Origin of the sequence: Halomonas sp. BN3-1, assembly GCF_003056325.1 — a bacterium.
GTDB classification, from domain to species: Bacteria; Pseudomonadota; Gammaproteobacteria; order Pseudomonadales; family Halomonadaceae; genus Halomonas; species Halomonas litopenaei.
Genome location: NZ_PYVV01000002.1, coordinates 56,197 through 81,905 on the forward strand (window position 1 = coordinate 56,197; position 25,709 = coordinate 81,905).

Genomic DNA, 25,709 nt, shown 5'->3' on the forward strand with positions numbered 1-25,709 from the left:
ACCTTGGTCGAGTGTCATGTTCCAGGCCCGCTGGCATGGGTATGCTGCGGGGCCTGGCGCCGCGAGGTAGAGGCCATGAGCGACTCGTTAAAAATTTCTCGCCGCAAACTGTCCGACGAGGTGTTCGATCGGCTTTATCAGCAACTGTTGAACGGCGACTATGCGCCGGGGGACAGCCTGCCCTCTGAGCGGGAATTGATGGATACCTTCGGGGTCGGCCGGCCGGCCATCCGCGAAGCGATGCAGGCGCTGGAGCGACTGGGGCTTGTGTCGATCCACCACGGGCAGCGGCCCAAGGTGCTGACGCCCAGTGCCGACGGCATGCTGGCCCAGATAGAACTGACCGCGATGCACCTGCTGTCGACCGAACCCGCCTCGCTCGAACACCTCAAGGAGGCGCGGCTATTCTTCGAGGTGGGCATGGTGGCGCGGGCGGCGCGGCAGGTGGGCGCCAAGGATCTGGCGCGCCTCGAGGCGCTGGTGGAGCGCCAGCGGGTGGCGTTGAACAAGGACATCGATGCCTTTATCGCGGCGGACATGGGGTTTCATGTTGCCATCGCCGAGACCACCGGTAACCCTATCTTCATCGCGGTCAGTCGGGCGATGTTCGAGTGGCTGGCCAGGTTCCATACCTCGCTGATCCACTGGAAAGGCAGCGAGCATGTGACGCTGGAGGAGCACGAGCGCATCCTGGCGGCGTTGAAGAACGGCGACGAAGGCGCCGCCATTCGCGAGATGACGCGTCATCTGGAAAGGGCGCGTTCGGTGTACGCTCCCAGTTGAGGGCGCATTGATCCCCGCTTTTGACGCTCGCCCCGGACGGGCGACACTTATCGAGAAGGAACGGGACCTTGGATAGTGATCTGGTCTACGCCCTGGACATGGCGGGGACGGTGGTCTTCGCCCTGTCGGGCATCTTGCTGGCGTGCCGCTCACGCATGGATCCCATCGGCATGCTGGTGCTGGCGGCGGTGACCGCCGTCGGAGGAGGGACCCTGCGTGATCTGGTGCTGGGTGTCGCCCCGGTGTTCTGGATCCGCGATCCGACCTATCTTTGGGTGATCCTGGCCACGGTGCTGTGCGCGCTGGTCGGATTTCACTATATCCACCGCCTCAATCGGGTGGTGCTGCCGGTGGCCGACGCCTTTGGTCTGGCGCTGTTCGTGATCATTGGTGCCAACAAGGCGATGCTGCTGGGGACCTCGGGGGTCGTGGCGGTGTTGATGGGGCTGTTTACCGGGGTGGCCGGCGGCATGATCCGTGACGTGCTGGCAAGGCGCGTGCCGATGGTGCTGTGTCGTGAGGTTTACGCCACCGCCGCCATCGCCGGCGGTGTGGTCTTCGTGGCTCTGGCAAGCCTTGGCACCCCCAGGCTTGGCATCCTGCTGTCGCTTGTCACCACCCTGGGGCTGCGGCTCGCGGCGATCCGCTGGCAGCTCGTGCTGCCGGTGCTGGCCTGGGTGGTGATCGAGCCATCTCCTGGCCAGTCGGCGTCGAGTCGGGCGGCGGATGCCGACGCCGCAGCGGTGCCTCCTGACCCGGCGGCGATGCCGGCCGATGGCAATGACACACCGCTGACATCGGCCCGCGAGACGGCATCGTCCGCCGACGTCGCGCGTCCCAAGATGCGGGTGAGGATGGTCTCCCGAAGCAAGGCTGCTCGCCTGTGGCCCGAGGATGAGGACGTCGACTGAGCGAGATCTGACGCGTTCGCTGGTTCGCGCTGTTCAACCGAGGTGGCAGGTGCCATGCTCTTGTTCAGTGAGCCGATGTAGTTATCCCCTGCATGGTGACAAGGGGGACGCCGCTCCCCCATGAGGGAGTGATGCCGACACTCTTGAGAAAAGGCCCGTACCGGCTTTTCTTCTACAGCGACGAAGGCGATCCACGAGAGCCGCCCCATGTTCACGTGGCGGCGGGCGATCAGGTCGCGAAATTCTGGCTGGATCCGGTCGAGTTGCAATCGAGCAAACGTCTGCGTGCCCATGAAATCACCCAGCTCTGTCGGCTGGTTGAACGGCACCAGGCAGAGTTTCTGGAGGCATGACATGCGTACTTTACGTCTTGAATCCGAACCCCTGGCAGTTGATGTGGCATTCTCCTCCGATGCATTTTGCGTCACCCTGAATGATGGGCGAGAACTTTCGATCCCGCTGGCCTGGTTTCCCAGGCTATTGCACGGCTCACGTGAACAACGTGAGCCGTGGGAGCTGATCGGCGGCGGAGAAGGGCTGCACTGGGAGGCCCTGGACGAAGATATCTCCGTGGCAGGTCTGTTGGCCGGTCGCGGTGATCAGACGCGCCGCCGCGAAAGCGTCGCTTGACCGGCCGTCTGGCTTGAAAACCACCATGAAGGGCGCTTCGGTGCGTCGAGCGTGCTTGTTCACGCTATTCGGTGCGATGACGCTGCTGCTGAGCGTCGCATCGCCGGCGCTGTTGTCATTGCCGAGCGACACTGCCGTCTTTGCCTCGACTCAGGTTTCTGAGCCGGCCTCTCGATCTTCTCCTGTCGGCCAATCTCCAGGAGCTGTTGGCGCAAATGTTGCTGTTGGCGAAAGCGGTGCTGCTGGCGAGAGTCGTACTATCGCCGAGAGGCGCGCCGCCGCCGAGATCCGTGCCGTCTATGAAACCTCCTTCGACCTTCTTCCCGCCGACAAGCAGCGCCACTACGCCCAGCGGTTGTGGCGGGTGACCGGTGACCCTGCCTACCTGTGCGCCAATCATGCCTACGGCCGACGTCTGCTCGATCAGCTCGCGCGTGACGCCTTCACCGTCGCGGACAGTGACCGGCTTCGCCAGCGCAATCGCGAGTTGCTGGCGGCCTACCCCGAGACCAGCCCCAAGCAGCGTCGGCGCAAGGCCATGCTGTCGGAACATGTCGACATGATGCTGCCTCGGGGCATCCTGTTTCGGCTGGCCCAGGCCCGCTACCACGGCTTGCTTGGACAGCTTTCCGAAGCTGACCGGCGCTTGCTTGTGCAGGCCGTGGGCGCCGTGGATTGGCGGGCCTTTCTGACCGACCCCGAGGTGCTGTCGGTGTATGCCGCCCAGGTGGCCAACCAGGCCGCCTTCCTGGCCCAGCTGGGGATCGTGGATCTGCGTGGCGAGCTCGCTCGGGCCTTTCGTGACCGCTATCCACCCGGACGGATCGAGGGACTGTCACCGGCGGAATATCGCAACTGGGTCTACGGCCTGACCCACTTCATCATCGCCGCGAGCCACTACTACCAGCGGATGCTGTCCGACGGCGAGCTCGATTGGGCGGTCGCGGCGTTGCTCGGCCAGGGAGAGGCGTTGTTGCAGGTCAAGGCCGATATCATCGCCGAGGTGGCGCTGTCGCTGCAGTTGGCAGGGCAGGCCGATCATCCGCTGGTGGCGGTGCTGCATGAAGCGCTGCTGGCACGACGGGATCCGCAGTCGGGCATCCTGCCCGCCACCGACGGCGGATTCGATCTGGGCGAAGGTGAGCATCGCAACGTGCTGGCGATCATGACGCTGGGGTGGGACGGGCGGTTGTATTCAGGGCCCCGGCTGGTCCTCAAGGACATCTCCGAGGAGCGTGACTGCCGACTGCCTGGGCGGTCCCTGGCAACGTCGCCCCTGGACTGAGTTGGAGGTCAGGTCGGAGGTCCGCTCAAGAGTCGGGTCGAGAGGCCAGACACTCGACCGACGCCTCGCTATACCCGGCAGCTCGACGTCGAGCGCCACAGGCTCCCCAGTCCGTCGAGGTGATCCCGGGTGGCGGGCAACTGGGCCCCCAGTGACTCGTGCAGACGGAGGTAAAGCGGCGTCAGCAGCGGATTGCGCTCGCGCTCGGCGCATTCGTTGTCGATGTAGTAGGCACGCCGGGTGCCGCAGTAGTGGATGGTGTCGCTCACCGGCTGGAAACGAAAGCCGGACAGGGTCAACAGCCGCGCCAGGGGAGGCTCCATCAGGGCGTAGAGGTGTCGCCGTGCGGTCAGGCCGGCAAGGGCGTGGGCGCTCAAGAACAGGCCGGTGACGATCAACGGAAATGCCTGGCGCTCCTCCGGAGGAAACTGTACCGGCAGCGTTTCTTCGCCCTTGCTTGGGGCCCGGAAAAGCCGCGAGATCGCCAGGCGAGAAATTTCGGCGATCTGGCGCCCGTCGTGCTGTCGCGGATGTAGCGAAGGCGCCGTGAAGACGCTGCGGGTGGCGTTCATCACCGGCAGGTCATCCGGACGATCGACGGGGGGAAATACCAGTCGCACGCAGCCCGCCGCCAGACCGCTTGAGCGATGTTCGACCAGGCAGTGGATGGCCTGTTCATCGAAGTCATCATGCTCCTGTTGCTTGTCACTGTCGCCTGGCAGGGCGTATTGAAGCTCACGTAGAAAGACGTCATGGCGCAGCGAATAGACCCGCTCCCTGTCCGCGACCGTCTTTACCAGGATTACCCGGAACTGGTCGGCGAACTGCTCCAGCAGGCGCTGTTGCCGGGATGGCCTCTCGGTGTCTGCTGCTGGCATGGGGGATCACCTCCGTGTTGTTATAGCCGGGCCGCAAAGGCCCGGCGGGCGCCCGGCTCCCTGCACCAGTACACCCTGTCTATGATAATACCCATTCAATATGCACTAGTTTACCGAATCGATGTCGATCACTGGATCGAAGGCGAAGACCTCTTTGAAGGGCACAGGACGGCCAAGGTGATACCCCTGGCCATAGGTGATGTTGTAGGACGACAGCAGCGGGATCAGCGCCTCCTGGTCGACGAACTCCGCCACGGCCTGTTTGCCGAAGCCGGTGGCGATGTCCGACACCGCCTTGACGATGACGCGGCTGTCGGGATTGGTCGCCAGGCTGCGGATGAAGGAGCCATCGATCTTGATATAGTCCACCGGCAACTGGCCCAGATAGTGGAAACTCGAGAAACCGACGCCGAAGTCGTCCAGCGCGGTCCGACAGCCTAGATCACGTACGCTCTGCAGCACCCCGCGGGCGGTGGAGAAGTCGGTGACGGCGGCGGTCTCGGTAACTTCCAGCACCAGATGATGGGGATCGGCCTGACTGACCGTCAGCAGGTTGGCCAGGTACTGCTTCAGCCCTTCGTCGTGGAGCGACTGTCCCGACAGGTTGACCGCCAGGCTGATGCCCTCGAGCCTCGCCAGGGCATGCACGCAGTGATGCAGCACCCAGCGATCGATGGCCACGATCTGGCCTGAATGTTCGGCCACCGGGATGAAGCGTGCCGGTGATATCAGGCTGCCATCGTCGTCGCGCATGCGCAGCAGCACCTCGTAGTGGCGGATCGAGCGATCCTCCAGCCGCACGATGGGCTGCACCATCAGCACGAAGTCACCCTCCACCAGGGCTCGGCGAATACGGTCGACCCAGTAGACACGCTCGTTGAGCTCATCCCGGGCGTTTTCCAGAGTGGCCAGCAGGTGCCAGCGTTGCAGGTTGCTGGCCTTGGCCTTGTACATGGCCACGTCGGCGCTGGCCATCAGGTCGGCGGGGGTGGCGCCCTCGGTGGGGAAGGGGACGATACCGATGCTCGCAGTGACCCGGTGGCGACGTCCTTCGGCGACGAACCCGAGGCTCTCGAACAACTGGTTGAGGTGCTGGGCGACGCGGATCGCGTGGTCGTCGTCGACCCCAGGCAGCAGCAGGGCGAACTCGTCGCCGCCGAGGCGCGAGATGACCCCTCGGTGGGCGTACTCCTGCTGCAGCAGGCGGGCCACGGTATGCAGCATGCGATCCCCGGCATGATGGCCGCTGAGCTCGTTGACCTCCTTGAACTGGTCAAGGTCCAGCAGCATGACCACACCCTGCTCGTCACGGGCCAGGGCCTTGCGCAGCGACTCCAGGAAGAAGCGACGATTGTAGAGCTCGGTCAGCGGATCGCGCTCGGCGAGCCAGGTCAGTCTGGCCTCGGCGGCTTTGCGCTCGGTGATATCAAGTCCCACCGATATGCGTGCCAGGGAGGCTTTGGCACCGCTCTTCAGCGGGCTGTGGTACCAGATGATGGTGCGTGGCTCCCCATCGGGAAGGGTCAGGGTGCGTTCTTCCTGATGCACGGGCTGACTGGGCTCGCTGTCCCCCGGGCCTGCGCCGAAGATGTCGTCGAAACGACGCCCCAGCAGTTCCTGGGAGGGGCAGCCGAGCTGGTCCTTGAGGTAGTCGTTGACCATGTCGATGCGCCCCTCTTCGTCCAGCGTGAGGATATGCACCTGGGCGGTATCGATCAGATTGCTGACAAAGTCCCGCTCCCTGGCCAATTCATCGATACGACGTGCCAGCTCATCCCCCCGCTGAGCCACCTGGCGCTGCAGGCGCTCGAGCTTGTCGGCCAGCGTCAGGGTGCTGGATTCCAGCACGTCGATCTCGTCTGGCAGGCGACGTGGCGCCAGCGGCAAGGCTTCGCGCGCCTGGGAAAAGCCACCACTGGCCAGCGGCGGCAGCACCGAGGCCACCCGGCGCAGTCGAGCCATGGGACGCAGCAGGATCGCCAGCAGCAGGAGTTCGGCAGACAGCCAGCCAAACAGACTGGCCATCATCTGGGTCCGGGTATCCAGCTGGATGGCATGGATCTGGGTGGTGATGTCCGAGATCAGCACGAAATAGGCGGGTGCACGAGCCCCGGAGGACGAGGTCAGCGGGACGGCGGAAAGCTCCAGATGACGTCCCTGCTGCTCCAGGCGCAGGGGTTCCTGCGCCAATGCCTCGAGGGAACCTTTTCGGCTTGCCTGGTGCAGCAGCGGCAGGCTCTGTGAGGCGTTGGTCACCGCCTGTACCCGTCCCTTCCAGCCGTCCAGTCGACGTGGTTCAAAGGCGGCTTCGGTGGCGCTGGTATCGACGCTGATCAGGGCGACCTCGCTGGTGGATATCTCGCGAGTCTGGCGGGCGACGTCCGCCAACGAGCGAGACAGCAGCAGGGTGCCTGCGCTGCCGCCGTCGGCCAGTATCGGGACCACGGCATACTGGCGGCACTCGGGAGAGCACTCGAGCGGCGACAGGGGGAGCTCCCGGGACATGACGCTTTCCACCCAGCGACGATAATGAGGCGGCGGCGACTGGCCTGGTTCGAGCCCCAGCGACATGACCGCACGGGTGCGATCATCGTAGACCAGCATCTGTTCGATACCCGCCTCCAGCTGGAGCGAGGGCCACAGTGAGGCCAACGCAGGGGACAGCGCCTCGGGCGGTGACGGCGGGGCCCCCTGCTCCAGCGCAGGGCCCAGGTCGGGCGAGGCCGCGATCAGTCCCGCCAGCTGCTGCAACCCTTTTTCCGAACGGCGGATGGCGAACTCGAGCTCACGCTGCTGGCGCTCGATCTGCTCCTGGCGCGTGGCGGTGAACTGACGTGTCAGGTTGGTGTGAGACAGGTAGGTGAACAGCACTGCCAACGCCACCAGCAAAAGGCTGGTGAGGGTGACCACTCGCCATGTGAGGCCCAGGCGAAGGCGCTCGGGGCGTGACGGGCTGGTAACCGGCATCAGAACCTCAACGAGAGCTGGAAGAGCCACATGTTCCAACGTCGCTCGGTGTCTTCAGGATCTGGATTATCCTGAACCGGCAGCCAGGCGGTCCCGTCCACATAGTGATATTCGCCCGCCAGCATGACCCGTGAATGGGGCTGCCATTGCAGACCGAAGGTCCAATCATTGGCGTACTGGGAGTGGGCCGGACCACGGCCTTCGCGTTCGTAGTCGGTGCCGTTGCGGTCGTCGCGGTCGTTGACCAGGCTGTCGTAGCGGACCAGCCAGCGCCAGTCGTCGAGGAAGCGCCGGCGATATTGCACGTACCAGCTTTCACCCTGGTTCTCGTTGTCCTCGAAGGCGTCGAAGCCGGTGAGGCTGACGTCGCGCAGCGCGTACTCCGCGGTCAGGCTCCACAGCTCGGCGTTGTATTGAGCAGAGAAGATCCACGGCTGGAAATCGAGCTTGCCGTCTCCGGGAAAGGCACCGGGGGAATCGTAGTCGGCCTTGACCGAAGCCGCGCTGACGGCAAATACCATGCGACCGCCGTCGTGTTCGTAGCGCACCTGGCCTACCGCCGAGGTGTCGGCGTCGAAGGAGCCGGGCAACACATCGAGCCCCAGCACCTCTTCCACATCGTCATCCACCTGCGCCTGGCCGACACCCAGCTGGGCATGGATCACTCCGTTGTCGATGCGCTCTTCGTGGTAGAGGCTGACGCCGTCGGCAGACAGCCCCAGGGAACGGGTGCGGTCGAAATAGATCGACTGTGGCAGCAGAATGCTGGGGCGGGTAAAGGCCACGTCCCGGGTCTGGTTGTAGAAGCCGAAGGGGTTCTTGAAGCGCCCGACCTGAATACCGAAGGTGCGATCCCGGTCGGACAGCATCTGCCAGTCGACGATACCGTAGTCGAGTTCCACCGAACCGTTGTCGACCTCGCCGGCGCGCCGGCTCAGGGCCTGGGCGGCCAGCAGCAGGTTCTCGGTGGGTCGGATGGAGGCGTTGATGCCGAGCTCCGTGTAGTCCCAGCTGCCGCCACTATCGCTGCTGTCGCCGAACATGTTGTTGTCGTCGGTGATCACCAGCGCCTGGCTCAGAAAACCGTGCACCTGGAAGGTGTCCAGGGGGGACGCCTGTGCGGTGGACACCAGCAGCAGCGGCACCAGCAGCGAAGGCGCCAGCAGCCCCAGGCGGCAACCCACCGACCTAATCCCTGGCAATGGCTTGGACGCGCTCATCCAGATACTCCCTTTCGATGTAGCCGATGGCTCCGGGGGTGGTGGCCACCGTGTCGATCATGTCTTGCTGACTGCGCACACGATGTGGCGCCTGCCCGGTACCCGAAAAGACGATGCGGTCCCACGCCAGCTGCAACTGGTGAGGATAGACAGACAGCCATTCCTTGACGAAGGTGGCGTGGACGGGGTCATCACTGGCCAGGACGTACACCTCCGCGCCTTGCCCGCTGGGCCAGGTGCGCAGGCGCATGGCAAAGATCGCCCGCAAGGTATCGCGGTCGAGCTCGCTCAGGGCAAGGCCAGGATGAGAAATGACCACCACCTCGTCTGCGGTCTTTCCCCACGCAGCCGTGCTGGCCAGCCCTCCGGAGATCAGGACCGTCCAGATGCAGAACAGGAGGCGAAGAGATAACCGACGCATCAACGCAGCCTCTCTGCAGCCTCGATGGAGGACAATCGCCACCTGGAGAGTGGCATCCACTGTGTCATAGTGCTCCGGATTCCCTGCATGGCTTCCTTGCGACGTCGCATTTCTTGGGCTTGGCCGCAGAAAAACGCTCTTTATAGGTAGATAGCCAGATGTCGTTACGCATCAAATGCGCCCAGCTTGTGCATTAACAAGCTTATCCTAAGGTGAGTCACTGTGGGGGAAAAGAGAGGTAGTAAAGAGTTTATGCCACCAACGCAAGGCGATGTGGTGCTTGCGAAGGTGGCATGGCAGAGAGAGGGACGGCCGGGATTCAGCCCTGAATGGCGAAGCTGGCCTGGTTCAACCACAGGTGCGCCGCGACGCTGGCGGCGTAGCCCAGCGCGATCACCGGGGCCCAGCGCAGGTGGCCCATGAAGGTGTAATAGCCGCGTGCCTGGCCCATCAGCGCGACGCCAGCAGCGGAACCGATCGACAGCAGGCTACCACCGACGCCAGCGGTCAGGGTGATCAACAGCCAGTGGCCGTGGGACATCTCTGGCTCCATGGTCAGTACCGCGAACATCACCGGAATGTTGTCGACCACCGCCGAAATGACACCGAGCGCGATATTGGCCCAGGTCGCGTCCCACTGGTTGTACATCACGTCAGACAGCAGTCCGAGATAGCCCATGAAGCCAAGACCGCCAACGCACATGACGACACCATAGAAGAACAGCAGGGTGTCCCACTCAGCCCGGGCGACCCGGTTGAACACATCGAAGGGGACCACGCTGCCGAGTTGCTCGAGCTTCTTCCAGTCGCCCTTCTGGGTATAGACGGTGCGCTTGCGGTCCAGCGACTTGGGCAGGCTCTTGCGCAGATAGAAGCCAAAGAACTGCAGATAGCCCAGTCCGGTCATCATGCCAAGCACCGGCGGCAGGTGCAGCAGGGTGTGGCAGGCAACGGCGGTGGCCACCGTGAGCAGGAACAGGACGATGATGCGGCGTGCCCCACGCTTGAGCTCCACCGTCTCCTCGAGGCTGTCCGGGGTGCGATTGTGGATGAAGAAGCTCATCACCACCGCCGGGACCACAAAGTTGATCAGCGAGGGAATCAGCAGTTCGAAGAACTCCTGAAATTCGATCAGGCCGGCCTGCCAGACCATCAGGGTGGTGATGTCGCCGAAGGGGCTGAAGGCGCCACCTGCGTTGGCTGCGACCACGATGTTGATACAGCAGAGATTGATGAAGCGCTTGTCACCTTCGGCCACCTTGGTCACCACCGCACACATCAGCAACGCCGTGGTCAGGTTGTCGGCGATCGGCGAGATGACGAAGGCAAGGCCGCCGGTGAGCCAGAACAGGGTGCGGTAGCTGAAGCCTTTCTGGACCATCCAGGAACGCAGGCCATCGAAGATCCGGCGCTCGTCCATGGCGTTGATGTAGGTCATCGCTACCAGCAGGAACAGCATCAGCTCGGAGAATTCCAGCAGCGTCATATGGAAGGCATGCTCGGCCTCATCCGGCATACCGGATTGCACGTAGGTCCAGCCGATCAGCGCCCAGATAAGGCCTGCCGCCACCAGCACGGGCTTGGACTTGCGCATGTGCAGCTTTTCTTCCGCCATCACCAGGGCGTAGGCCAGCACGAAGATGGCCACCGCCAGAAAGCCGGCGAAGGAGCCGGTGAGGTCGAGTTCTCCGGTCACCGCCTGGCTGGCTCCCGCCAGGGTGAGCCCCATCAGCAGCAGAGCGGCGAGGACGAGCCAGCGACCCGGTCGTCGTATCCTCTTGTTGTCATAATTATGCATGACGATGTCATCCTGAAAGTGAATGAGAAAGGGAGAAATCGACGTCGAGACTACCACAGCGTTTTGCACTGCAATATGCTGCCAAAGGCGCGCTGGAATGCACCTTTGGTAGGAGTAGTGAGGCCCTGTCCGGTTGTCGGGGCAAGAATCTGTGCTAGTTGATGCCGGCGGTGCTCATCTCGGCAGGTTCTGTGGCATCATGCTCGCCTGGAGAGCCTCCGGGAGCTCCATCTTCAGTTTCAGCCAGGCGCCTGCTCCATGTTTCTTGATGACTACCACTCCTGCGTCGATGATCGCATCGTGATTTCCGCTGACCAGGCGAGCCGCTTCGCCAAGTGCATAGCCGGCGACTTCAACCCCATTCACACACCGGGCGCACGGCGGTTCTGCGTACCGGGCGACCTGTTGTTCGCTCTGGTGCTGAAGCGTTTCGGACTGTCGCCGCACATGAACTTTCGCTTTCTCGCCATGGTGGGGGCGGATCGGGCGCTCAGTTTTCGCGAGGAAGGCGACCGGGTGATACGGGTGCTGGACGATGACGGCAAGTGCTATCTGGAGGTCGAACGGCGCGGAGAGGTGACCTTCGACGAGAGCGTCGTCGAAGCCTTCACGCGCTGCTACGTGGCGTTTTCGGGAAAGAACTTTCCTCACTACATGAAGCCGCTGATGGAAGACTGCGGTGTCATGTTCAATCCCAAGCGGCCGCTGGTGATCTACGACAGCATGGGCTTTTCGCTGACGCGACTGGATGCGCTGGAGCCGGCGTTACGGCTGCTGGATTCCCGCCTGGAGGTCATCGGCAAGCGCGGTGACGTGCACCTCGAGTTCGCCATCGACGCCGCTGGAGAAAGTATCGGTCATGGTGGCAAGAAGCTGGTGGTCAGTGGCCTGTGTCCCTATGACGCCGAGGCCATGGACGACATCGTCGACCAGTTCTACCAGTTGAAGCGGGATCACGCCGGCACTCCCTGCTGAGTCCGGGCCGGACCTGACGGCCGGCTGCTGGTATCGCCGGCGTCGGGAGCGACACCTTCTTCATGGGCAGGCAGGCACCTTTCGTACCAGCCAAGCCCTAGGCGCTGCCCGAAAAGTCGACGAGCGAAGGTTAGACAAGGCAAAAATCGGTGAGAAAGCGCAGTTTACGGGGTGTAAATGAGCATTTTGACCGGGCTGGCGCACCAGCCGATTTTTAACGCCGTATTACCGAGCGCAGGCACTTTTCAGACAAGCCCTAGCCCAGCAGCCCCCTGACCAGCCCCAACGCCAGAAACGCCAGCACCAGTGCCCACACCGGCAGCCGCTTCAGCAGCACGAATCCTGCCACCACGATCGCCACGTCGAGGGTCGAGACGATGGCGCTTTGCCACACCGGATCGATGAAGGCGGCCCCCAGTAGCCCGACCACAGCGGCGTTGGCACCGCTCATGGCGGCCCTCAGGCGAGGGCGACGGCCGAGCCGTTGCCAGGCCGGCAACAGCCCGATCACCAGCAGGGCCCCGGGAAGGAAGATGGCGACCAGCGCCAGGGCGCCCGCCCACACGCCGCCGGCAACGCTGCCCAGATAGGCGGCGAAGGTGAACAGCGGCCCCGGAACAGCCTGAGCGGCGCCGTAGCCAGCCGTAAACTCCTGAGTCGAGACCAGCCCGCGGCCGACCACCTCGGCGTCCAGCAGCGGCAACACCACATGGCCCCCGCCAAACACGAGTGCGCCGGCGCGATAGAAACCGTCGGCCAGCGTCGTCCAGGCGTTGGGCGAGAGCCAGTGCAGCAGGGGCAGCCCTCCCAGCAGCAGCGCGAACAGCACCAGGGCAACGGGACTCACCCAGGACGCCAGCGATGGTGCCGGCACGCCAGCGTCGTCGGTCGACGTTGGCGTCGCGCCTTCCAGCAGCAGGAGACCTGCCAGGGCTCCCAGCACGATGACCGCCACCTGGGCGCCGATGCCGCCGACGACCAGCATGATGGCAAGCGCCACCAGTGCCATCCCGGCACGGGGAAGATCCGGGCAGAGGCTGCGGGCCATGCCGGTCAGGGCCTGGGCGACGACCACCACGGCGACCAGCTTGAGCGAGTGGATCAGCGCTTCGCCAAGGGCGCCGTCCATGGCACCGGCACCATAGGCGAAGGCCATCATCGCCAGTGCCGAGGGCAGGGTGAAGGCGAGCCAGGCCAGCAGGGCGCCGACCAGGCCGCCGCGGATCAGTCCGATGGCGAGCCCCACCTGGCTGCTGGCCGGGCCGGGAAGAAATTGGCACAGCGCCACCAGTTCGGCGTAGGCGGATTCGCTCAGCCAGGCCCGGCGCTTGACGAAGACCTGATGAAAGTACCCGAGATGGGCGACCGGACCGCCGAAGGACGTCAGCCCGAGGCCAAGGAAGGTCAGAAAGATATCCAGGTGGCGTCGCGGCTGTTGTCGGAGGGGTTGTTGCGATTGTTGAGGGCTGTGTTCCATGACGTCACCGCGAAAAGTGGCAGTCCAGTCTGGCACCTCGAGGTGACAGTGAAATGAAAGGAGATAACGGAAGGCAGGTGGCATGGACAGGGGGCGTCATGCCCCCTCTCTGTCTGCGCTCTGTCTCCAGTCTATCTCAACTCAATCTCCGCTCTATCTCCGCTCTATCTCCAGTCTGGCCGACTAGCCCTTCGGCCAGGGCCTCATCCCACCAGTCAGCCAGCGCCGGTACTTTTCAGGCAAGCCTTAGGCGCTGTCCGAAAAGTCGACGAGCGCCAGTACTTTTCAGACAAGCCCTAGCGCAGGTAGAGGCGGCCCTGTTCATACAGACTGCGGCAGTCGCTGGCGTCGTGGAAGCGATCGGCGTCGATATTGCCGCTGGCAACCCCGGGGCCGGCGAAGCGAGGATCATCGCACTCACCGTCGTGACTCCACTGGCTGCCGTCGTCGCCCCACTCGATCTCGCCACCGACATAGCTGCTCGATGCGCTGGCAGAGGCGCCGGCCGACGCTGCACTGCTGGTGGACAGCGACTCGGATACCACCAGGGTCGCGGGTGCCAGCTGGCCGCTGCCATCGTAGCTGCCGACCCAGACGTTGTAGTTGCCGCTGGGGGGCGAGGTCAGTACCACCGCCGGATCGGTGCCGTCGGCGTCATCGCTGCAGTGCCAGATGCCGCTGGCGTCGTAGACCACCAGGGTGGTATCGCTGGCCGAGGTGGCGGCGATCTTCAGCGGATAGCTGCCGGCGGTGTAGTTGATGTCCACATCCGGAGCCTCGGCGTTGACGAAGCCGGCGCAGTCGGCGCTGACCACACTGGCCCGGGTATTGCCGCCGGCCATCACGTCGAGGGTCTGGGGATCCGGCTGGAAGCCGGCGCTCAGGGTCAGGGTGGAATAGACCGGAGCGGCGGACCAGTCGAGCTGCTGGGCCACGGCAGGCTTGCTGGTGGACATGCCGGCGCAGGCGGTGGTCAGCAGAGGAAGCGCCAGAATGAGGGAGGTACGTGCGAAGGGGGGCATCGGATGTCCTTGGATGAGCGTTGGATGGCGACGGGGCGAATGAGACACCAGGTCAGTCGAACGAGGGGGCAGTCGAATGGACGGACGACATGACAAGAGCGACGCCCGAATTTCAGCGCACGCCCGGTCCTTAGCATAAAAAACCTGGATATCGGATACCACTTAATAAGCACTCACTAGCTCTGGGCGATAGTGCTGTGCTGAATCGGCGCATCAGGCTGAATCAGCAAAAAGTACGCTGAAAGTGTGTTCTACAGGCGTGGTACTGTGATTCATGGAAATTTGAGAGCAGGCGATGGCGTCGGGGGTCTTCGGAATGGGCCCGCGCAGGGCACCCGGGAATCCGGTTCGGTCTTCGCCAGCACTCGACGAGACCGTCATCTTCCCGACACGCAGAGGATGCTGCCGATGGATACCCCCCGTACGGAGCGAATCTCGATCTACCCCTTGACCACCCGCGTAAGAGTGGACGTCGAAGGCCAGGTCCTGGCCGACACCCTGCACGCGCTGGAACTCACCGAACCGGGCTACCCGCCACGTCTCTACCTGCCTCGCAGCGACGTCGACATGAGCCGTCTGGTGGAAAGCGACACCCGGACCCACTGCCCGTTCAAGGGTGACGCTCGCTACTTCCATGTGGAGGTCAACGGCCGCCGTTACGAAGATTCGGTGTGGAGCTACGAACAACCCCTCGATGGCGTCCAGGCGATCCGCGCCCACCTGGTATTCGATCCCAGGGTGGCGACCGCCAGCGTCGAATCCTGAAGAGGGGCCGCTTGGCGATAGAGAGCCCTGTCAGGCGGTCAGGCGGTCAGGCTGCCAGGAACTGGTCAGCACAGCGCCAGCGGCACTTCCTGGGCCTCGAAGGCCAGCAGCCATTGCTTGCGCCCCATGCCACCTGCATAACCGGTCAGACTGCCATCACTGCCGATGACCCGGTGGCAGGGCACCACGATGGCGATGGGATTGCGTCCGTTGGCCGCGCCCACCGCCCGGTGGGCTCCCTTGCGGCCGAGTCCTTCGGCGATCTGGGCGTAGCTTCGGGTCTCGCCGAAGGGGATCTCCGACAGCGCCTTCCACACCTGACGCTGGAAGTCGGTGCCATGGGGATCCAGCGGCAGCGAGAAGCTCTGGCGTCGCCCCTGAAAGTAGTCATCAAGTTGTTCGCGGCAGGCGCGAGTGTGCTCCGAGGGGCGAGTCGTGATGGTCTCGGCCCGGCCGACGTCGATAAAGTCGAGTCGGGCGACGCCGCCAGCGGTAGCGGCGATGACGATGGCTCCCAGAGCGTCGACCTCGGGCGGATGGTAGACCTCGAGTCCAGCGAAGGCGTCGAGACAGGCGATGGGATCAAGGGTCGTTGTCATGGTCATGACTCCAGAGTTGCAGCAGCAGATAGCTGCGCCAGGGGCGGGCCTTGTCAATGTCGATGCCGATGTCGCTGTCGCCCCCAGCCAATGAAGGGGGGGACAGGACGCGTCGAATCACGGCGTCACCGGCGAGCCAGACATCGGGGTCGCTTTCGCCCCTTAGACGGGCGTAGCCGGCGGTCCAGGGGCCGATGCCGAGAATGTCCTCCCAGTGCGGAGGATTGCGCTCGTCACCTGCCACCGCCTCGGCCAGGCGTCGAAGCGTCTGGCGTCGGCTGTCGGGCATGCCGAGAAAGGCAAGCGGCGAGCCTGCCAGCGACGCCGCGCTCGGAAAGTGGCGGCCACCGTCCGGGGTCCTCTCGCCGAGGGCATCGACCAGCGTCTGGGTCAGGGCGCGCGCCTGGACGAGGCTGACCTGCTGGCCGAGTACGGCGCGAACGGCAGCCTCGAAGGGTGACCATAGCCCAGGCAGGCGCAGGCCTTCCACCAGCGGCAGAACGGGAGCCGCGTCGCGCAGGGTCGCGTCGATCAATGAGGGGGTAGCGTCCAGGTCGAGCATGCGCCGAATATTGGCGATGACGCCGGTCACCTGATTCAGATCGTCGATGACCAGTTCGACACGAAAGCCATGGCGTTCGGGCTGATGGAAGGCGGTGAAGTGCCCACGGGCGCTACGCCAGCGGAAACGTCGGCCGTAGTGATCGTCGCCGACCCACTCGAGACCGCGGATCGCTCGGCGAGCGAAGAAGTCGCGCAGCGTGGCGAAGGCGTAAGGGGGACGATAGCCGAGGGTCAGGCTCAGGCACTGGCCGAGCCCCTGCCCTGTGTCCTTGCGCGTGCTGGTGCTCGACACGCGCCGGCGGATATCACGGGGGCTGAGTCCGATGCGCTCGCGGAACACCTCGTTGAAGCGTCGTACGCTGCCGAAGCCGCTGGCCAGCGCGACCTCGCCGATGGTCAGGCTCGATTCATGCAGCAACTGTTTGGCGAACAGACAGCGACGATGCTGCGCATAGCCCGATGGCGAAATGCCCAGGTGGCGCTGAAACAGCCCTCGCAGATGGCGAGCCCCGATACCGAGCCGTGCGGCCAGGGCCTCGACCGAGTCACCATCCAGCGCGCCCTGGTCGATCAGCGCAAGCGCTCGCTTGAGGGTGGTGTCACTACCTTGCCAGGCAGGCGAGCCCGGGGCGCTGTCGGGACGACAGCGCAGACACGGTCGGTAACCCGCCTGGAGCGCGCCCAGCGCACTTTCGTAGTAGCGCACGTTGTCTTCCCGCGGCAGTCGCGCCGGACAGATGGGCCGACAGAAGATACCGGTGGTCAGCACCGCCACGAAGAAGCGACCGTCGAAGCGTGGGTCCCGACTGAGCCGGGCTCGTCGCAGCGTCGCGAGATCAAGCGTCATGGGGTGGGATGCGCGGGCGCCTGATGCGTGGCCCGGGGCGCCTGGCTGGCGGGTGGCGTTCAGGTTGGTGGACGGCGCAGGCATGTCCCTCTCCCAGACGGTATGCTTGAGGACAAGTCTATCGCGTCCTTGTCCCCACAATGGCGGAAATCGGCACTCACTGGAAGATCGTTGTCCCCCCCGCACAGGAGAACCGCATGTCGCTACCCTTGACTCGCCACAATCGTCCGCGTCAGGTGCTTGACGCCATCGAGGCAGCCAATACCGGTCTCAGGGAAGACGACCGGCAGGCCAAGTTCGACAAGATCGCGGCCTCGCCCTACGCCTTCTTTCGAGGCACCAATCATCTGTACTGGGCCGATGTCTGGCATGACTGGCGCTTTTCGCTCTACGGTGGTCAGGTCGACACCCAGACCTGGTTGCAGGGTGACGCCCACGCCTTCAACTTCGGCGCCTATGGCCACCACGATGACCACGTGCGCTACGGCATGGACGATTTCGACGACTCGCTGATCGGTGACTATCAGTATGATCTCTGGCGCCTGGCCATCAGTCTGGTGCTGGACGCCCACGACAATCAGGGTCTTTCGCCCAAGGCGCTGCGCCGTGGTCTCAAGCACCTGGTGCTTGCCTACCATCGGGAGCTTGCCGACCATCGCCGAGGCGAGACCCCAGGGTACGTCAATGTGGAGAGCGCCAAGGGGCCGCTCAAGCCGTTCATGCAAAAGGTCGAGCGCAAGAAGAGTCGGGCCAAGATGCTCGACAAGTGGACCCGGCTCGACGATGACGGCCGCCGGCTCGAGCGTGAGGGCAAGCTGTCCAACCTGCCTGCCCACCTGGACAGCCAGTTGCGCAAGGCCATCAACGAGGAGTATCGCGATACCCTGAAAGGCGAGCGCAGCGAGTCCGAGGACGAGCACTTTCGCATCAAGGACACCGCGCGGCGTCTGGATGCGGGCACCGGTTCACTGGGACTGGACCGTTTCTACGTGCTGATCGAGGGTGGCAAGGACCACGAGCACGACGATGTCATTCTCGACGTCAAGGAGCAGCCTGGGCCGGCCGGGCTGGTGCTGATGAGCGAGGCCGGCAAGCGCGCCTGGAAGGCGACCTTTCCCCATGAGGGCATTCGCCATGCCGCCGCTTTCCACGCCATCGCCGAACACCCGGATATCTACCTGGGCTGGCTGCACCTGGGCGACAAGGTGTTCTCGGTGCGCGAGCGCTCGCCCTACAAGGAAGACTTTCCTACCCACAAGCTGAAGGGCGGCAAGGACTATCGCCAGCAGGTAAAGCAGTGGGGTGGCATCCTCGCCCGCGAGCACCTGCGCGGCGCCGCTGCGCTGACGCCGGACGATCCGGGCCGTTTTGCCCGGGCGGTCGGCCGGCGGGTCGACGGTCACCTCGATCAGGTGGTCGAGATGGTGACCACCCTGGCGCACAGCTACGCGCGTTGTGTGGCCCAGGACCATCAGACCTTTGTGCAGTCGCGCAAGGATCGGCAGTGAGGCCTGGCCTGGCTCAGGTCTGCCCGCCCGGCTCCAGTGGCTCGCGGGCAGGGCCTCGATAGACCCGCGCCAGGGTCCGCGTCATCAGCTTGCGTGACAGACCCGGCACCAGGCGCATGCCAAGGGTGGCCAGGCGTGCCTGGCGGGTCGGCACGATCAGGTAGTCACCCTTGTGCAGTCCCCTGAGGGTATCGTCGGCGATGGCGTCCAGGCTGGCCTTGGGGATGGACAGGGTCTGGGCGCGATTTTCCGGCGTCCGGCCCTGTTCAAGGGTGTCGACCATGGGCGAGTCGAACTCGCCGGGGCACACCAGCTGTACCCGGATGCCCTGGGGCGCGAGCTCGTAGTAAAGCGACTCGGTCAGCCCCACCAGGGCGTGCTTGCTGGCGCAGTAGGGGGTGTAGCCGAAGACCCCGGTCAAGCCCGCCACCGAGGCAATATTGATCAGCCAGGCCGCGGGGGCATTGCCCTTGTGTCCGTGCTGGCGCCCGCCCTGGGCCGCCAGGAACGGCAGCGCCGCCCGAGTGGCGTTGAGCGGGCCGAAGTAGTTGACCTCCATGACCTCGCGAAAGTCCCGCTGGGTCAGTGTCTCGAAGTAACCCTCGCGCATTACCCCGGCGCAGTTGATCAGACCGTCGATGGCGCCGCTGTCGGCGGCGATGGCGGCCATGGCCTCCTGCGTCGCGGCGTTATCGGTGACATCCGCCGCCCGACAGTGAACCCGCGCCGAAGGTGACTCGCCTTGTAGCGTGTCGAGTGCGGCGCGCAGGCGCTGCTCGTTGCGGGCGACCAGGGTGACCCTTGCGCCCTCGCGTATCAGCCGCTGGGCCAGCGCCAGGCCCAGACCGGAGGAACCTCCGGTGATGACGAAGTGACGATGTTCGAACATGGTGTCTCCCGAGCAGGTGGTGAAAACCCGGATGTCTGCCCGGGTCCGCTGAACCGACGCCTTCTTCACTGATCGCTGTGAGGCGGTTGTCCCCTCGTTGCCTGAACGGCCGAGGTGGCGATGGGAAAGGTCGGGGTAAAACTGTCCATCAGCGAGAACAGGGTCTGCAGCGTGGCGACGTCACCCGTTGTCGTGATGTTGCCGGCGGCGATCTCGTCGCCCAGCGATGCCTGTCCGAGCAGCACACGGTTGAGCACCTCGCGATCGAGGGTCAGGCTCAGATCCGCATCGTCTCCGGTGGCATCCTGGCGGTGGCGCAGTACCGCGTTGGCCAGGTTCAGGCGGTAGTGCCGATCGCTATCGCTGAAGTGCCAGTCGATGGCCAGGCTCAGCCCTTCCGCAGCCGGACCATTGAGGCGTACTGCCAGCAGGTCGAACACCTGCTCTATGGGCAGGGCTGCGATCATGTCCGGTGACGCTGTGGTGACGGCGTTGGCGGTGTCGATGCCATTGCGTAGTTCACGTGCTCCGGTGAGGTAGATATTACGCCATGGCCCGGACTCCGCCTGGTAGCCAAGCTGTTCGAAAACGTCTGCCTGAAGCGCTCGCGCCTCGCTCAGTTCGGGCGCGGACATCACCAGATGATTCAACAGCATGGCCGCCCAGCGGTAGTCGCCGTCGGCGTAGGCCTGGCGACCTTGCTCCAGCACGGCCTGGGCGCCGCCAAGGGCGTCGACGTAGCGTTCTCCCGCCCGCGCAGGAGGCAGCGGGTCCAAGGTTGCGGGGTTGCCGCTCCAGAATCCCAGGTAGCGCTGGTAGATGCCTTTGACGTTGTGTTCCACGGTGCCGTAGTAGCCGCGATTGAACCATTCGCTGGCCAGGCTTTCCGGCAGACGGATGGCATCTGCGATCTCGTCTCGCTTGTAGCCCAGGTTGGCCAGGCGCAGGGTCTGGTCATGTAGATACTTTAGCTGGTCGCGTTGCTTTTCGATGTAGTTGCGCACCTGCTGCTGGCCCCATCGCGGCCAGTAGTGAGAGGTGAAGACTACGTCGGTCCTGTCGCCAAACAGGGCCAGGGTATCGTCCAGGGCGCGTGACCAGCCCAGGGCGTCACGTACCTTGGCGCCGCGCGGCGTCAGTAGGTTGTGAAGCGAGGCATTGAGGTTCTCTGCCCCCATCAGGGCGCGTGTCTGGGGAAAATAAAACATCATCTCGGCGTCTGCCTCTGCCGAGGGAGTCAGCTGGAACTCAATCTCGACACCATCGACGTTCAGCGTCTGCCCGGTCTCGGTGATCTCCTCGGTAGGTTCGATCAGAGTGAAAGTGCCGCGGGCGACTCCCTTGCCAAGGCCATTATCCACCTGTTGTCTTGGTCCGCGCGGCAAGCCCATGGCGTGCATGTATTGGGACCGCCTGCTCATGGTATTGCCCAGCAGCACCATTTCGCTGGCGACGTGTTCGGTGAAGTGTTCCGGTGCGATCACTCGGACCTCGCCGTCGTCGACCTGCTGCTGGCTGATGACGCCCTTGACGCCGCCGAAGTGGTCGGGATGGGAGTGGGTATATATCACTGCGGTCACCGGGCGCTCGCCGAGCTCTCCGTTGACCAGCGCCATGGCGGCGGCGGCGGGTTCGGTCATGGTCATGGGATCGATGACGATCCAGCCGCGTTCGCCGCGAATCACGCTCATGGTGGTGAGATCGAAGCCCCGCACCTGATAGATGCCGTCAACCACCTCGTAGAGTCCCGGGGTATTGTTGAGCTGGGCCTGGCGCCACAGGCTCGGATTGACCGAGTCTGGCGCCTCGTTGTTGAGGAAGTCCTGGTAGACCGCTACGTCCCACACGACATGGCCGTCGTCGGCGCGGATCACCAGTTCAGGGGTGGCCTTGATCAAACCGCGGCTGGCATCATCGAAGTCTGCGCGGTCATTGAAGTCGAGCAGTTCCCTGATGGCCTGGTTGGCTGCACGGGTGGCATCGCTTGCTGGGTTGGGGGCAATGCTGTCTTGAGTCTGGGGCTGGGCCTGAGCTGCGGGAAGGTTCAGAGATAGGACGATGGCGGTGGCCAGCAGGGTGGTACGGAATGGGCGAGACGTCATGCGGGGTTCCTCTTGTGTTTGTCGTGTGGTGCCTGGATGCCGCTTGCCAGGCGCGCGGGTGGATGTGAACGCAGGTCGGGCCGCTGTCGGCGCGGTCCATGCCGGCGCGATAGCCATCTCAGAAGTCCACCCTGAGGCTGGCGGTGACATAGTCGAAATCGGTGTCGGCGTAGGGGGTATTGCCACTGCCCGACCAGCGCAGTTCGGCGTGGTAGCGGTCCTGAAAGTCGGCCTGCAGGCCGACGCTGCCGAACAGCCGGTCCTCGACAAAGTTGAGGTCGTAGGACCAGCCGGACACGTCGTGACCGAACAGCGCGTAGGGGGTCAGGGTCAGGCCTGGGAAGACGTCGGGATAGATCAACTGGCCGCGCAGGCGATAGCCCCAGGAAAAGTCGCTGGCGTAGCCATCGCCGGAGCAGGCGCGACCGCGATAGGCCGGATTGGCGGTGGCGATCTGGCAGCCTGCCTCGCTGCCCTGGGCCAGATCGGTGCCGAACAGGTCACCCTTGGTGTAGCGACGCTCGTCGAGGCTTGGCAGGTCATGGACATACTTCATGCCGGCCTCGCCGACCAGCACAAGCGCCTTAGCGCCGAGCACGCCGGGGACCGGCTGGATGGCACCTAGGGTCAACTGGGACACGTCGTAGCGATCGAAGCCGCGAAAGGTGCCGCCCGGCGCCGTGTCTCGCGCCGCCTGGGCCAGGGTGATGTCTTGACCGATGGCGGCGGAAAGAAACTCCGGATCGGCGATGAAAGCGGCGATCAGGTCGGCGGTGGCCAGTTGCAGCGGCTGGTCATGGCGAAAACTGTACTCGCCGAAGACCTGGGTCGCCTGGCCGAATCTGGTGTGAAAGCCAAGACCGAACACCTGGATATCTTCCGGGTAGTCGGCGAAGTACTGCATGTTGCGTGAACGCTCGTAGCTCGAGTCCGTCGGCGGTCGCCAGCCCGGCGACAGGCCACTGTCGTCGGGACCTGCGTAGCTGTCGGAAATGACGCTGGCATAGGGGCGCCGGGAGTGGATATTCATGGCGTAGCCCGAGACGGTGGTGTGCTCGTTGGGTGAATAGCTCAGGCGCACGCCGAGCTGGCCGTCGTCCTCGGGCGTGTCATCGGGTCCGCGATCCACGTAGAGATCGCCCTGATAGCCCGCTCTGTCGTCGGGACCACGTGGCACAGCACCGCCACAGCCATCGGCAATATAGTCGTAGGAGCTGAAGGCCGTTCCGCAGCCATCCAGCGATGACTTGTCCCAGTCGAGTTGATAGAAGGCGCCGACTTCCCAGCGTTCATCGAGCGCCAGTTCCGCCGTCAGCAGGCTGGTGGCCAGGCGCAGGTTGTCGCCCGGCATGCGCAGTGCTGCAGGACGGTAGGGGTTGATGGTATTGATTCCATTGATGAAGAACTTGCTCTCGCCCCAGGGCAGATACTGATCGCCGAGGGTTAGTGTCAGATCGTGGCCGGCTGGTGCGAAGTCGCCATAGACGTAGGCCTCGGTGAAGGTAGTGCCCTTGAAACGGGCCAGTCGGTGGTAGTTGTCGTCGTCCAGCGGCTCGTTGCGATCGTAGCCATTGGCGAGGCTGCCGAAGGGCACCGAGTGATGTTCCTGGTGAACGTCATACCAGGCCTTGCCGGCAATGCGCGCTCCCAGGTTGCGATACTCGAGGTCGAGCTGGGTGGTCAGGATCACCGGCATCGAGGTAAGCTCGCGGTCGGCGTAGTTTGCGCGGCCATCGTCGATATTGCGTGCGCCGGTCGGGTTGTAGCCGCTGGCGCCGGGGTCGGCGGCCTCGGCGTTGCCCTGGAACAGAAAGTCCTGGTCCGAGGACTCGGCGCGCCAGATCGAGCCGATACTCAGCGAGCCAGAGAGCTCTGCGCGCAGTTCGCCGAGCTCGGCGTCCAGGGCGATGGCCGAGGACGTCTGAAGTCCACCGACCAGGGCGGTAAACACCAGGCACAGGGGGATCGGGCACACACCATCGGTGTGCGCATAGGGTTCGAGGGACATGGTTCGTCTCGTTGTAGTTGTATGTCAGAGACAGGCTGGCGTAAGGCTGCCTGGGGAACTAAGCCTGGCTATTCTCGTTGCGGGTGTTGGCACCAGCGACAGGGAGTCGGGAAGGCCTCGAGGCGGGCCTTGAGAGAGGAGAGATCGACATCGCCCGGCACCCTGATCTCCGCCACCAGGCCGAGGGTCGCATCCTGGCATGCCGTGATTCGAGCCACCCCGGGCCCCAGTTCGGCGTCGGCGATCTCGCCATAGACCCGGGTGACCGCGTCCTGACGCAGGGCCGGCTTGAACACCTTGCCCACCGCCGTCAGCGGAATGCTGTCGAGGATCCAGATGTTCTTGGGGATGGCGGCCTTCTCGGCCAGGTGGGCCTGACAGTGACTGAGCAGGTCGTCCTCGTTGACCTGGCGATTGGGCTGCAGGCTGACGTAGGCCACCGGCAGTTCGCCGACCCGGTCGCAGGGCTTGCCCACGGCAGCGGCCATCTGCACCGCAGGGTGGCGGTAGAGCGCGTCTTCGATCATCTGCGGATCGATGTTGTGCCCCCCGCGGATGATCAGATCCTTGGCGCGCCCGGTGATCCACAGGTAGCCGTCGGCATCCTGGCGGGCCAGGTCGCCGGTGTTGAACCAGTCATCCTCGACCCAGATGTCGCGGTTCTGTTCGGGCCTGGAGTAACCGTCGAAGACGTTGGGACCGCGGATCAACAGCGTCCCGATCTCGTTGACCTCACAGTCGCGCAGGTAGCGGCCCTGGTCGTCGAGGGCGACCACCCGGGCACCGGTATAGGGCAGCGCCAGGCCCACCGATCCGGTGCGACGCTCGCCCTCGAGCGGGTTGGCCATGCTGCCGCAGGTGCCCTCGGTCATGCCGAAGCCCTCGATCAGCGAGATGCCGGTCAGCTCCTCGAAGTGGCCGTGGACCGCCCGGGGCAAGGGCGCGCCGCCACTCAATGCACTTTCGAGGCTCGATACCTCGGCGTCGCCGAAGGGCACCTCGAGCAGGCGAGAGAAGATCGCCGGCACCGCACTGAAGAAGCTGACCCGGTGGTGCTCCACCAGCGACCAGAAGTTGTCGACCAGGCCGGGGCTGCGGAAGCCGCCCGGGGTGGCCAGCAGGATCTCGGCGCCGATCATCAGCGGCACCAGGCCGGTGATCAGTACGGCGTTGACGTGAAACAGCGGCAGGCCACAGAGGATCACCGCGTCCTCTCGGTGGCGAAACAGCATCTGCATCATCGCCGCGTTGGCCACCTCGTTGGCGTGGCTATGGGGTGCCAGCTTGGGCAACCCGGTGGTGCCCCCGGTGTGGAACAGCGAGGCGCGCTCCTCGGGGTGAATCTTACGTTCATTGATGAGCCGATCGGCGGGGGCCCGATCGAGGCAACGGTCGAAGTCCTCGCACCAGTCGGCGGCGTCGGGCAGCGGCAGACGTTCGCGCAGAGCGCGGGCTTCGTCATCGCCGAGAAAGCGCGCGGCATCGACGTACAGCACCTTTTCGAGGCTCGGTACCCGGTCCTTGATGGCTTCCACCTTGTCCCAGATGTCGCTGCCCGGAAAGGGCGCCAGCGCCACCAGCACTCGGGTGCCGGCGGCGTTCATGATGCCGGCGATATGCTCGGGCTCCAGCATCGGGTTGATCGGGTTGACCACGCCGGCCGCCTCGCCGCCCCACAGGGTGAAGTGGGTCTGGGGCAGGCTCGGCAGCAGAAAGGACACCACGTCGTCTGAGTCCACGCCGAGGCGGTGAAAGGCGTTGGCAGCCTGCACCACACGGGCAAGAAACTCGGCGTAGGTGTAGCGCTGCCCCTGCTGCTGGGTCGTGGCGTCCATCACGAAGCGCAGCGCGGTGGCGTCGGGTCGGCGCCTGGCGCTGATCTGAATCAGCTCGAGGGTGCTGTCGGGCAGCTCCAGCGAGGCCCACGGGGTCGCCTCGATGACCTCGATGTCGGCGCGATCGCGAATCGCCGGAAAACGGCGAATCCGCTCGAGATAGGAGGGCAGGGGCGAGGCTGCGGCGGAAGCGGTGTCGATGGTCATCTTGGTTTCTCGAGGCGT

21 protein-coding genes are annotated in these 25,709 nt (G+C 64.5%); 8 read left to right on the plus strand and 13 right to left on the minus strand.

Features of this window, described 5'->3' with window-relative positions:
• Positions 1-75: 75 nt before the first annotated feature.
• The 5 genes from nanR to C9F12_RS03660 all read left to right on the plus strand — a co-directional run bounded on the left by nanR (position 76) and on the right by C9F12_RS03660 (position 3,609).
• Positions 76-783, plus strand: coding sequence for a transcriptional regulator NanR (nanR, locus tag C9F12_RS03640; protein WP_045991761.1), 708 nt, complete (start codon positions 76-78; stop codon positions 781-783).
• Positions 784-881: 98 nt separating this feature from the next.
• Positions 882-1,694: a trimeric intracellular cation channel family protein gene (locus tag C9F12_RS03645; RefSeq protein ID WP_108448180.1), complete on the plus strand. Its 813-nt coding sequence runs from the start codon at positions 882-884 to the stop codon at positions 1,692-1,694.
• Between the two features lie 131 nt (positions 1,695-1,825).
• The gene (locus C9F12_RS03650; RefSeq protein WP_108448027.1) at positions 1,826-2,047 is read left to right on the plus strand and encodes a DUF4160 domain-containing protein; all 222 of its coding nucleotides are present in this window, start codon (positions 1,826-1,828) and stop codon (positions 2,045-2,047) included.
• Between the two features lies 1 nt (position 2,048).
• Entirely contained in the window at positions 2,049-2,324 is a 276-nt protein-coding gene (locus C9F12_RS03655; RefSeq protein WP_108448028.1) for a DUF2442 domain-containing protein, read from the plus strand.
• A 55-nt stretch (positions 2,325-2,379) separates the two neighbouring features.
• Positions 2,380-3,609, plus strand: coding sequence for a DUF3541 domain-containing protein (locus tag C9F12_RS03660; protein WP_162816379.1), 1,230 nt, complete (start codon positions 2,380-2,382; stop codon positions 3,607-3,609).
• 68 nt (positions 3,610-3,677) lie between these two features.
• Here C9F12_RS03660 and C9F12_RS03665 read toward each other — a convergent pair whose 3' ends face one another.
• The 5 genes from C9F12_RS03665 to nhaD all read right to left on the minus strand — a co-directional run bounded on the left by C9F12_RS03665 (position 3,678) and on the right by nhaD (position 10,893).
• On the minus strand, positions 3,678-4,487 hold the full coding sequence (locus C9F12_RS03665; RefSeq protein ID WP_052704270.1) for a PEP-CTERM/exosortase system-associated acyltransferase: 810 nt from the start codon (positions 4,485-4,487) through the stop codon (positions 3,678-3,680).
• 105 nt (positions 4,488-4,592) lie between these two features.
• The gene (locus tag C9F12_RS03670) at positions 4,593-7,454 is read right to left on the minus strand and encodes an EAL domain-containing protein (RefSeq protein ID WP_108448030.1); all 2,862 of its coding nucleotides are present in this window, start codon (positions 7,452-7,454) and stop codon (positions 4,593-4,595) included.
• Positions 7,454-8,674: a hypothetical protein gene (locus tag C9F12_RS03675; RefSeq protein ID WP_231498440.1), complete on the minus strand. Its 1,221-nt coding sequence runs from the start codon at positions 8,672-8,674 to the stop codon at positions 7,454-7,456. The genes C9F12_RS03670 and C9F12_RS03675 overlap by 1 nt, the downstream gene beginning before the upstream one ends.
• A complete protein-coding gene (locus C9F12_RS03680) occupies positions 8,643-9,155 on the minus strand; it encodes a substrate-binding domain-containing protein (protein WP_240184161.1) in 513 nt (170 codons plus the stop codon). Before C9F12_RS03680 ends, C9F12_RS03675 begins: the two co-directional genes overlap by 32 nt.
• 259 nt (positions 9,156-9,414) lie before the next feature.
• The gene (gene nhaD / locus C9F12_RS03685) at positions 9,415-10,893 is read right to left on the minus strand and encodes a sodium:proton antiporter NhaD (protein ID WP_045991758.1); all 1,479 of its coding nucleotides are present in this window, start codon (positions 10,891-10,893) and stop codon (positions 9,415-9,417) included.
• Positions 10,894-11,151: 258 nt separating this feature from the next.
• Here nhaD and C9F12_RS03690 point away from each other — a divergent pair, with 258 nt between their 5' ends.
• Positions 11,152-11,868, plus strand: a complete 717-nt coding sequence (locus C9F12_RS03690; protein ID WP_108448031.1) for a DUF3581 family protein — start codon at positions 11,152-11,154, stop codon at positions 11,866-11,868.
• Between the two features lie 256 nt (positions 11,869-12,124).
• Here the strand turns inward: C9F12_RS03690 and chrA are convergent, their stop codons facing one another.
• Positions 12,125-13,345, minus strand: coding sequence for a chromate efflux transporter (gene chrA / locus C9F12_RS03695; RefSeq protein WP_108448032.1), 1,221 nt, complete (start codon positions 13,343-13,345; stop codon positions 12,125-12,127).
• Between the two features lie 296 nt (positions 13,346-13,641).
• A complete protein-coding gene (locus tag C9F12_RS22720) occupies positions 13,642-14,367 on the minus strand; it encodes a hypothetical protein (protein ID WP_205254623.1) in 726 nt (241 codons plus the stop codon).
• A 408-nt stretch (positions 14,368-14,775) separates the two neighbouring features.
• Here C9F12_RS22720 and C9F12_RS03705 point away from each other — a divergent pair, with 408 nt between their 5' ends.
• Entirely contained in the window at positions 14,776-15,132 is a 357-nt protein-coding gene (locus C9F12_RS03705) for a DUF427 domain-containing protein (RefSeq protein ID WP_045992174.1), read from the plus strand.
• A gap of 65 nt (positions 15,133-15,197) precedes the next feature.
• Here C9F12_RS03705 and C9F12_RS03710 read toward each other — a convergent pair whose 3' ends face one another.
• Both C9F12_RS03710 and C9F12_RS03715 read right to left on the minus strand, forming a co-directional pair.
• Positions 15,198-15,731 carry a methylated-DNA--[protein]-cysteine S-methyltransferase gene (locus C9F12_RS03710; protein ID WP_108448033.1) on the minus strand — a complete coding sequence of 178 codons (534 nt, stop codon included), beginning with the start codon at positions 15,729-15,731 and terminating at the stop codon, positions 15,198-15,200.
• On the minus strand, positions 15,715-17,226 hold the full coding sequence (locus tag C9F12_RS03715; RefSeq protein WP_240184162.1) for an AlkA N-terminal domain-containing protein: 1,512 nt from the start codon (positions 17,224-17,226) through the stop codon (positions 15,715-15,717). The genes C9F12_RS03710 and C9F12_RS03715 overlap by 17 nt, the downstream gene beginning before the upstream one ends.
• Before the next feature lie 113 nt (positions 17,227-17,339).
• Here C9F12_RS03715 and C9F12_RS03720 point away from each other — a divergent pair, with 113 nt between their 5' ends.
• The gene (locus tag C9F12_RS03720) at positions 17,340-18,650 is read left to right on the plus strand and encodes a DUF2252 family protein (protein ID WP_108448034.1); all 1,311 of its coding nucleotides are present in this window, start codon (positions 17,340-17,342) and stop codon (positions 18,648-18,650) included.
• A gap of 13 nt (positions 18,651-18,663) precedes the next feature.
• Here C9F12_RS03720 and C9F12_RS03725 read toward each other — a convergent pair whose 3' ends face one another.
• The 4 genes from C9F12_RS03725 to C9F12_RS03740 form a co-directional block, all read right to left on the minus strand.
• Positions 18,664-19,539 carry an SDR family oxidoreductase gene (locus C9F12_RS03725; RefSeq protein ID WP_108448035.1) on the minus strand — a complete coding sequence of 292 codons (876 nt, stop codon included), beginning with the start codon at positions 19,537-19,539 and terminating at the stop codon, positions 18,664-18,666.
• 65 nt (positions 19,540-19,604) lie between these two features.
• Complete coding sequence (locus C9F12_RS03730) at positions 19,605-21,641, minus strand: alkyl sulfatase dimerization domain-containing protein (protein WP_205254624.1); 2,037 nt, start codon at positions 21,639-21,641, stop codon at positions 19,605-19,607.
• 118 nt (positions 21,642-21,759) lie between these two features.
• Positions 21,760-23,649 carry a DUF1302 family protein gene (locus C9F12_RS03735; RefSeq protein ID WP_108448036.1) on the minus strand — a complete coding sequence of 630 codons (1,890 nt, stop codon included), beginning with the start codon at positions 23,647-23,649 and terminating at the stop codon, positions 21,760-21,762.
• 68 nt (positions 23,650-23,717) lie between these two features.
• Positions 23,718-25,691 carry an acyl-CoA synthetase gene (locus C9F12_RS03740; RefSeq protein ID WP_108448037.1) on the minus strand — a complete coding sequence of 658 codons (1,974 nt, stop codon included), beginning with the start codon at positions 25,689-25,691 and terminating at the stop codon, positions 23,718-23,720.
• Positions 25,692-25,709: the final 18 nt, after the last annotated feature.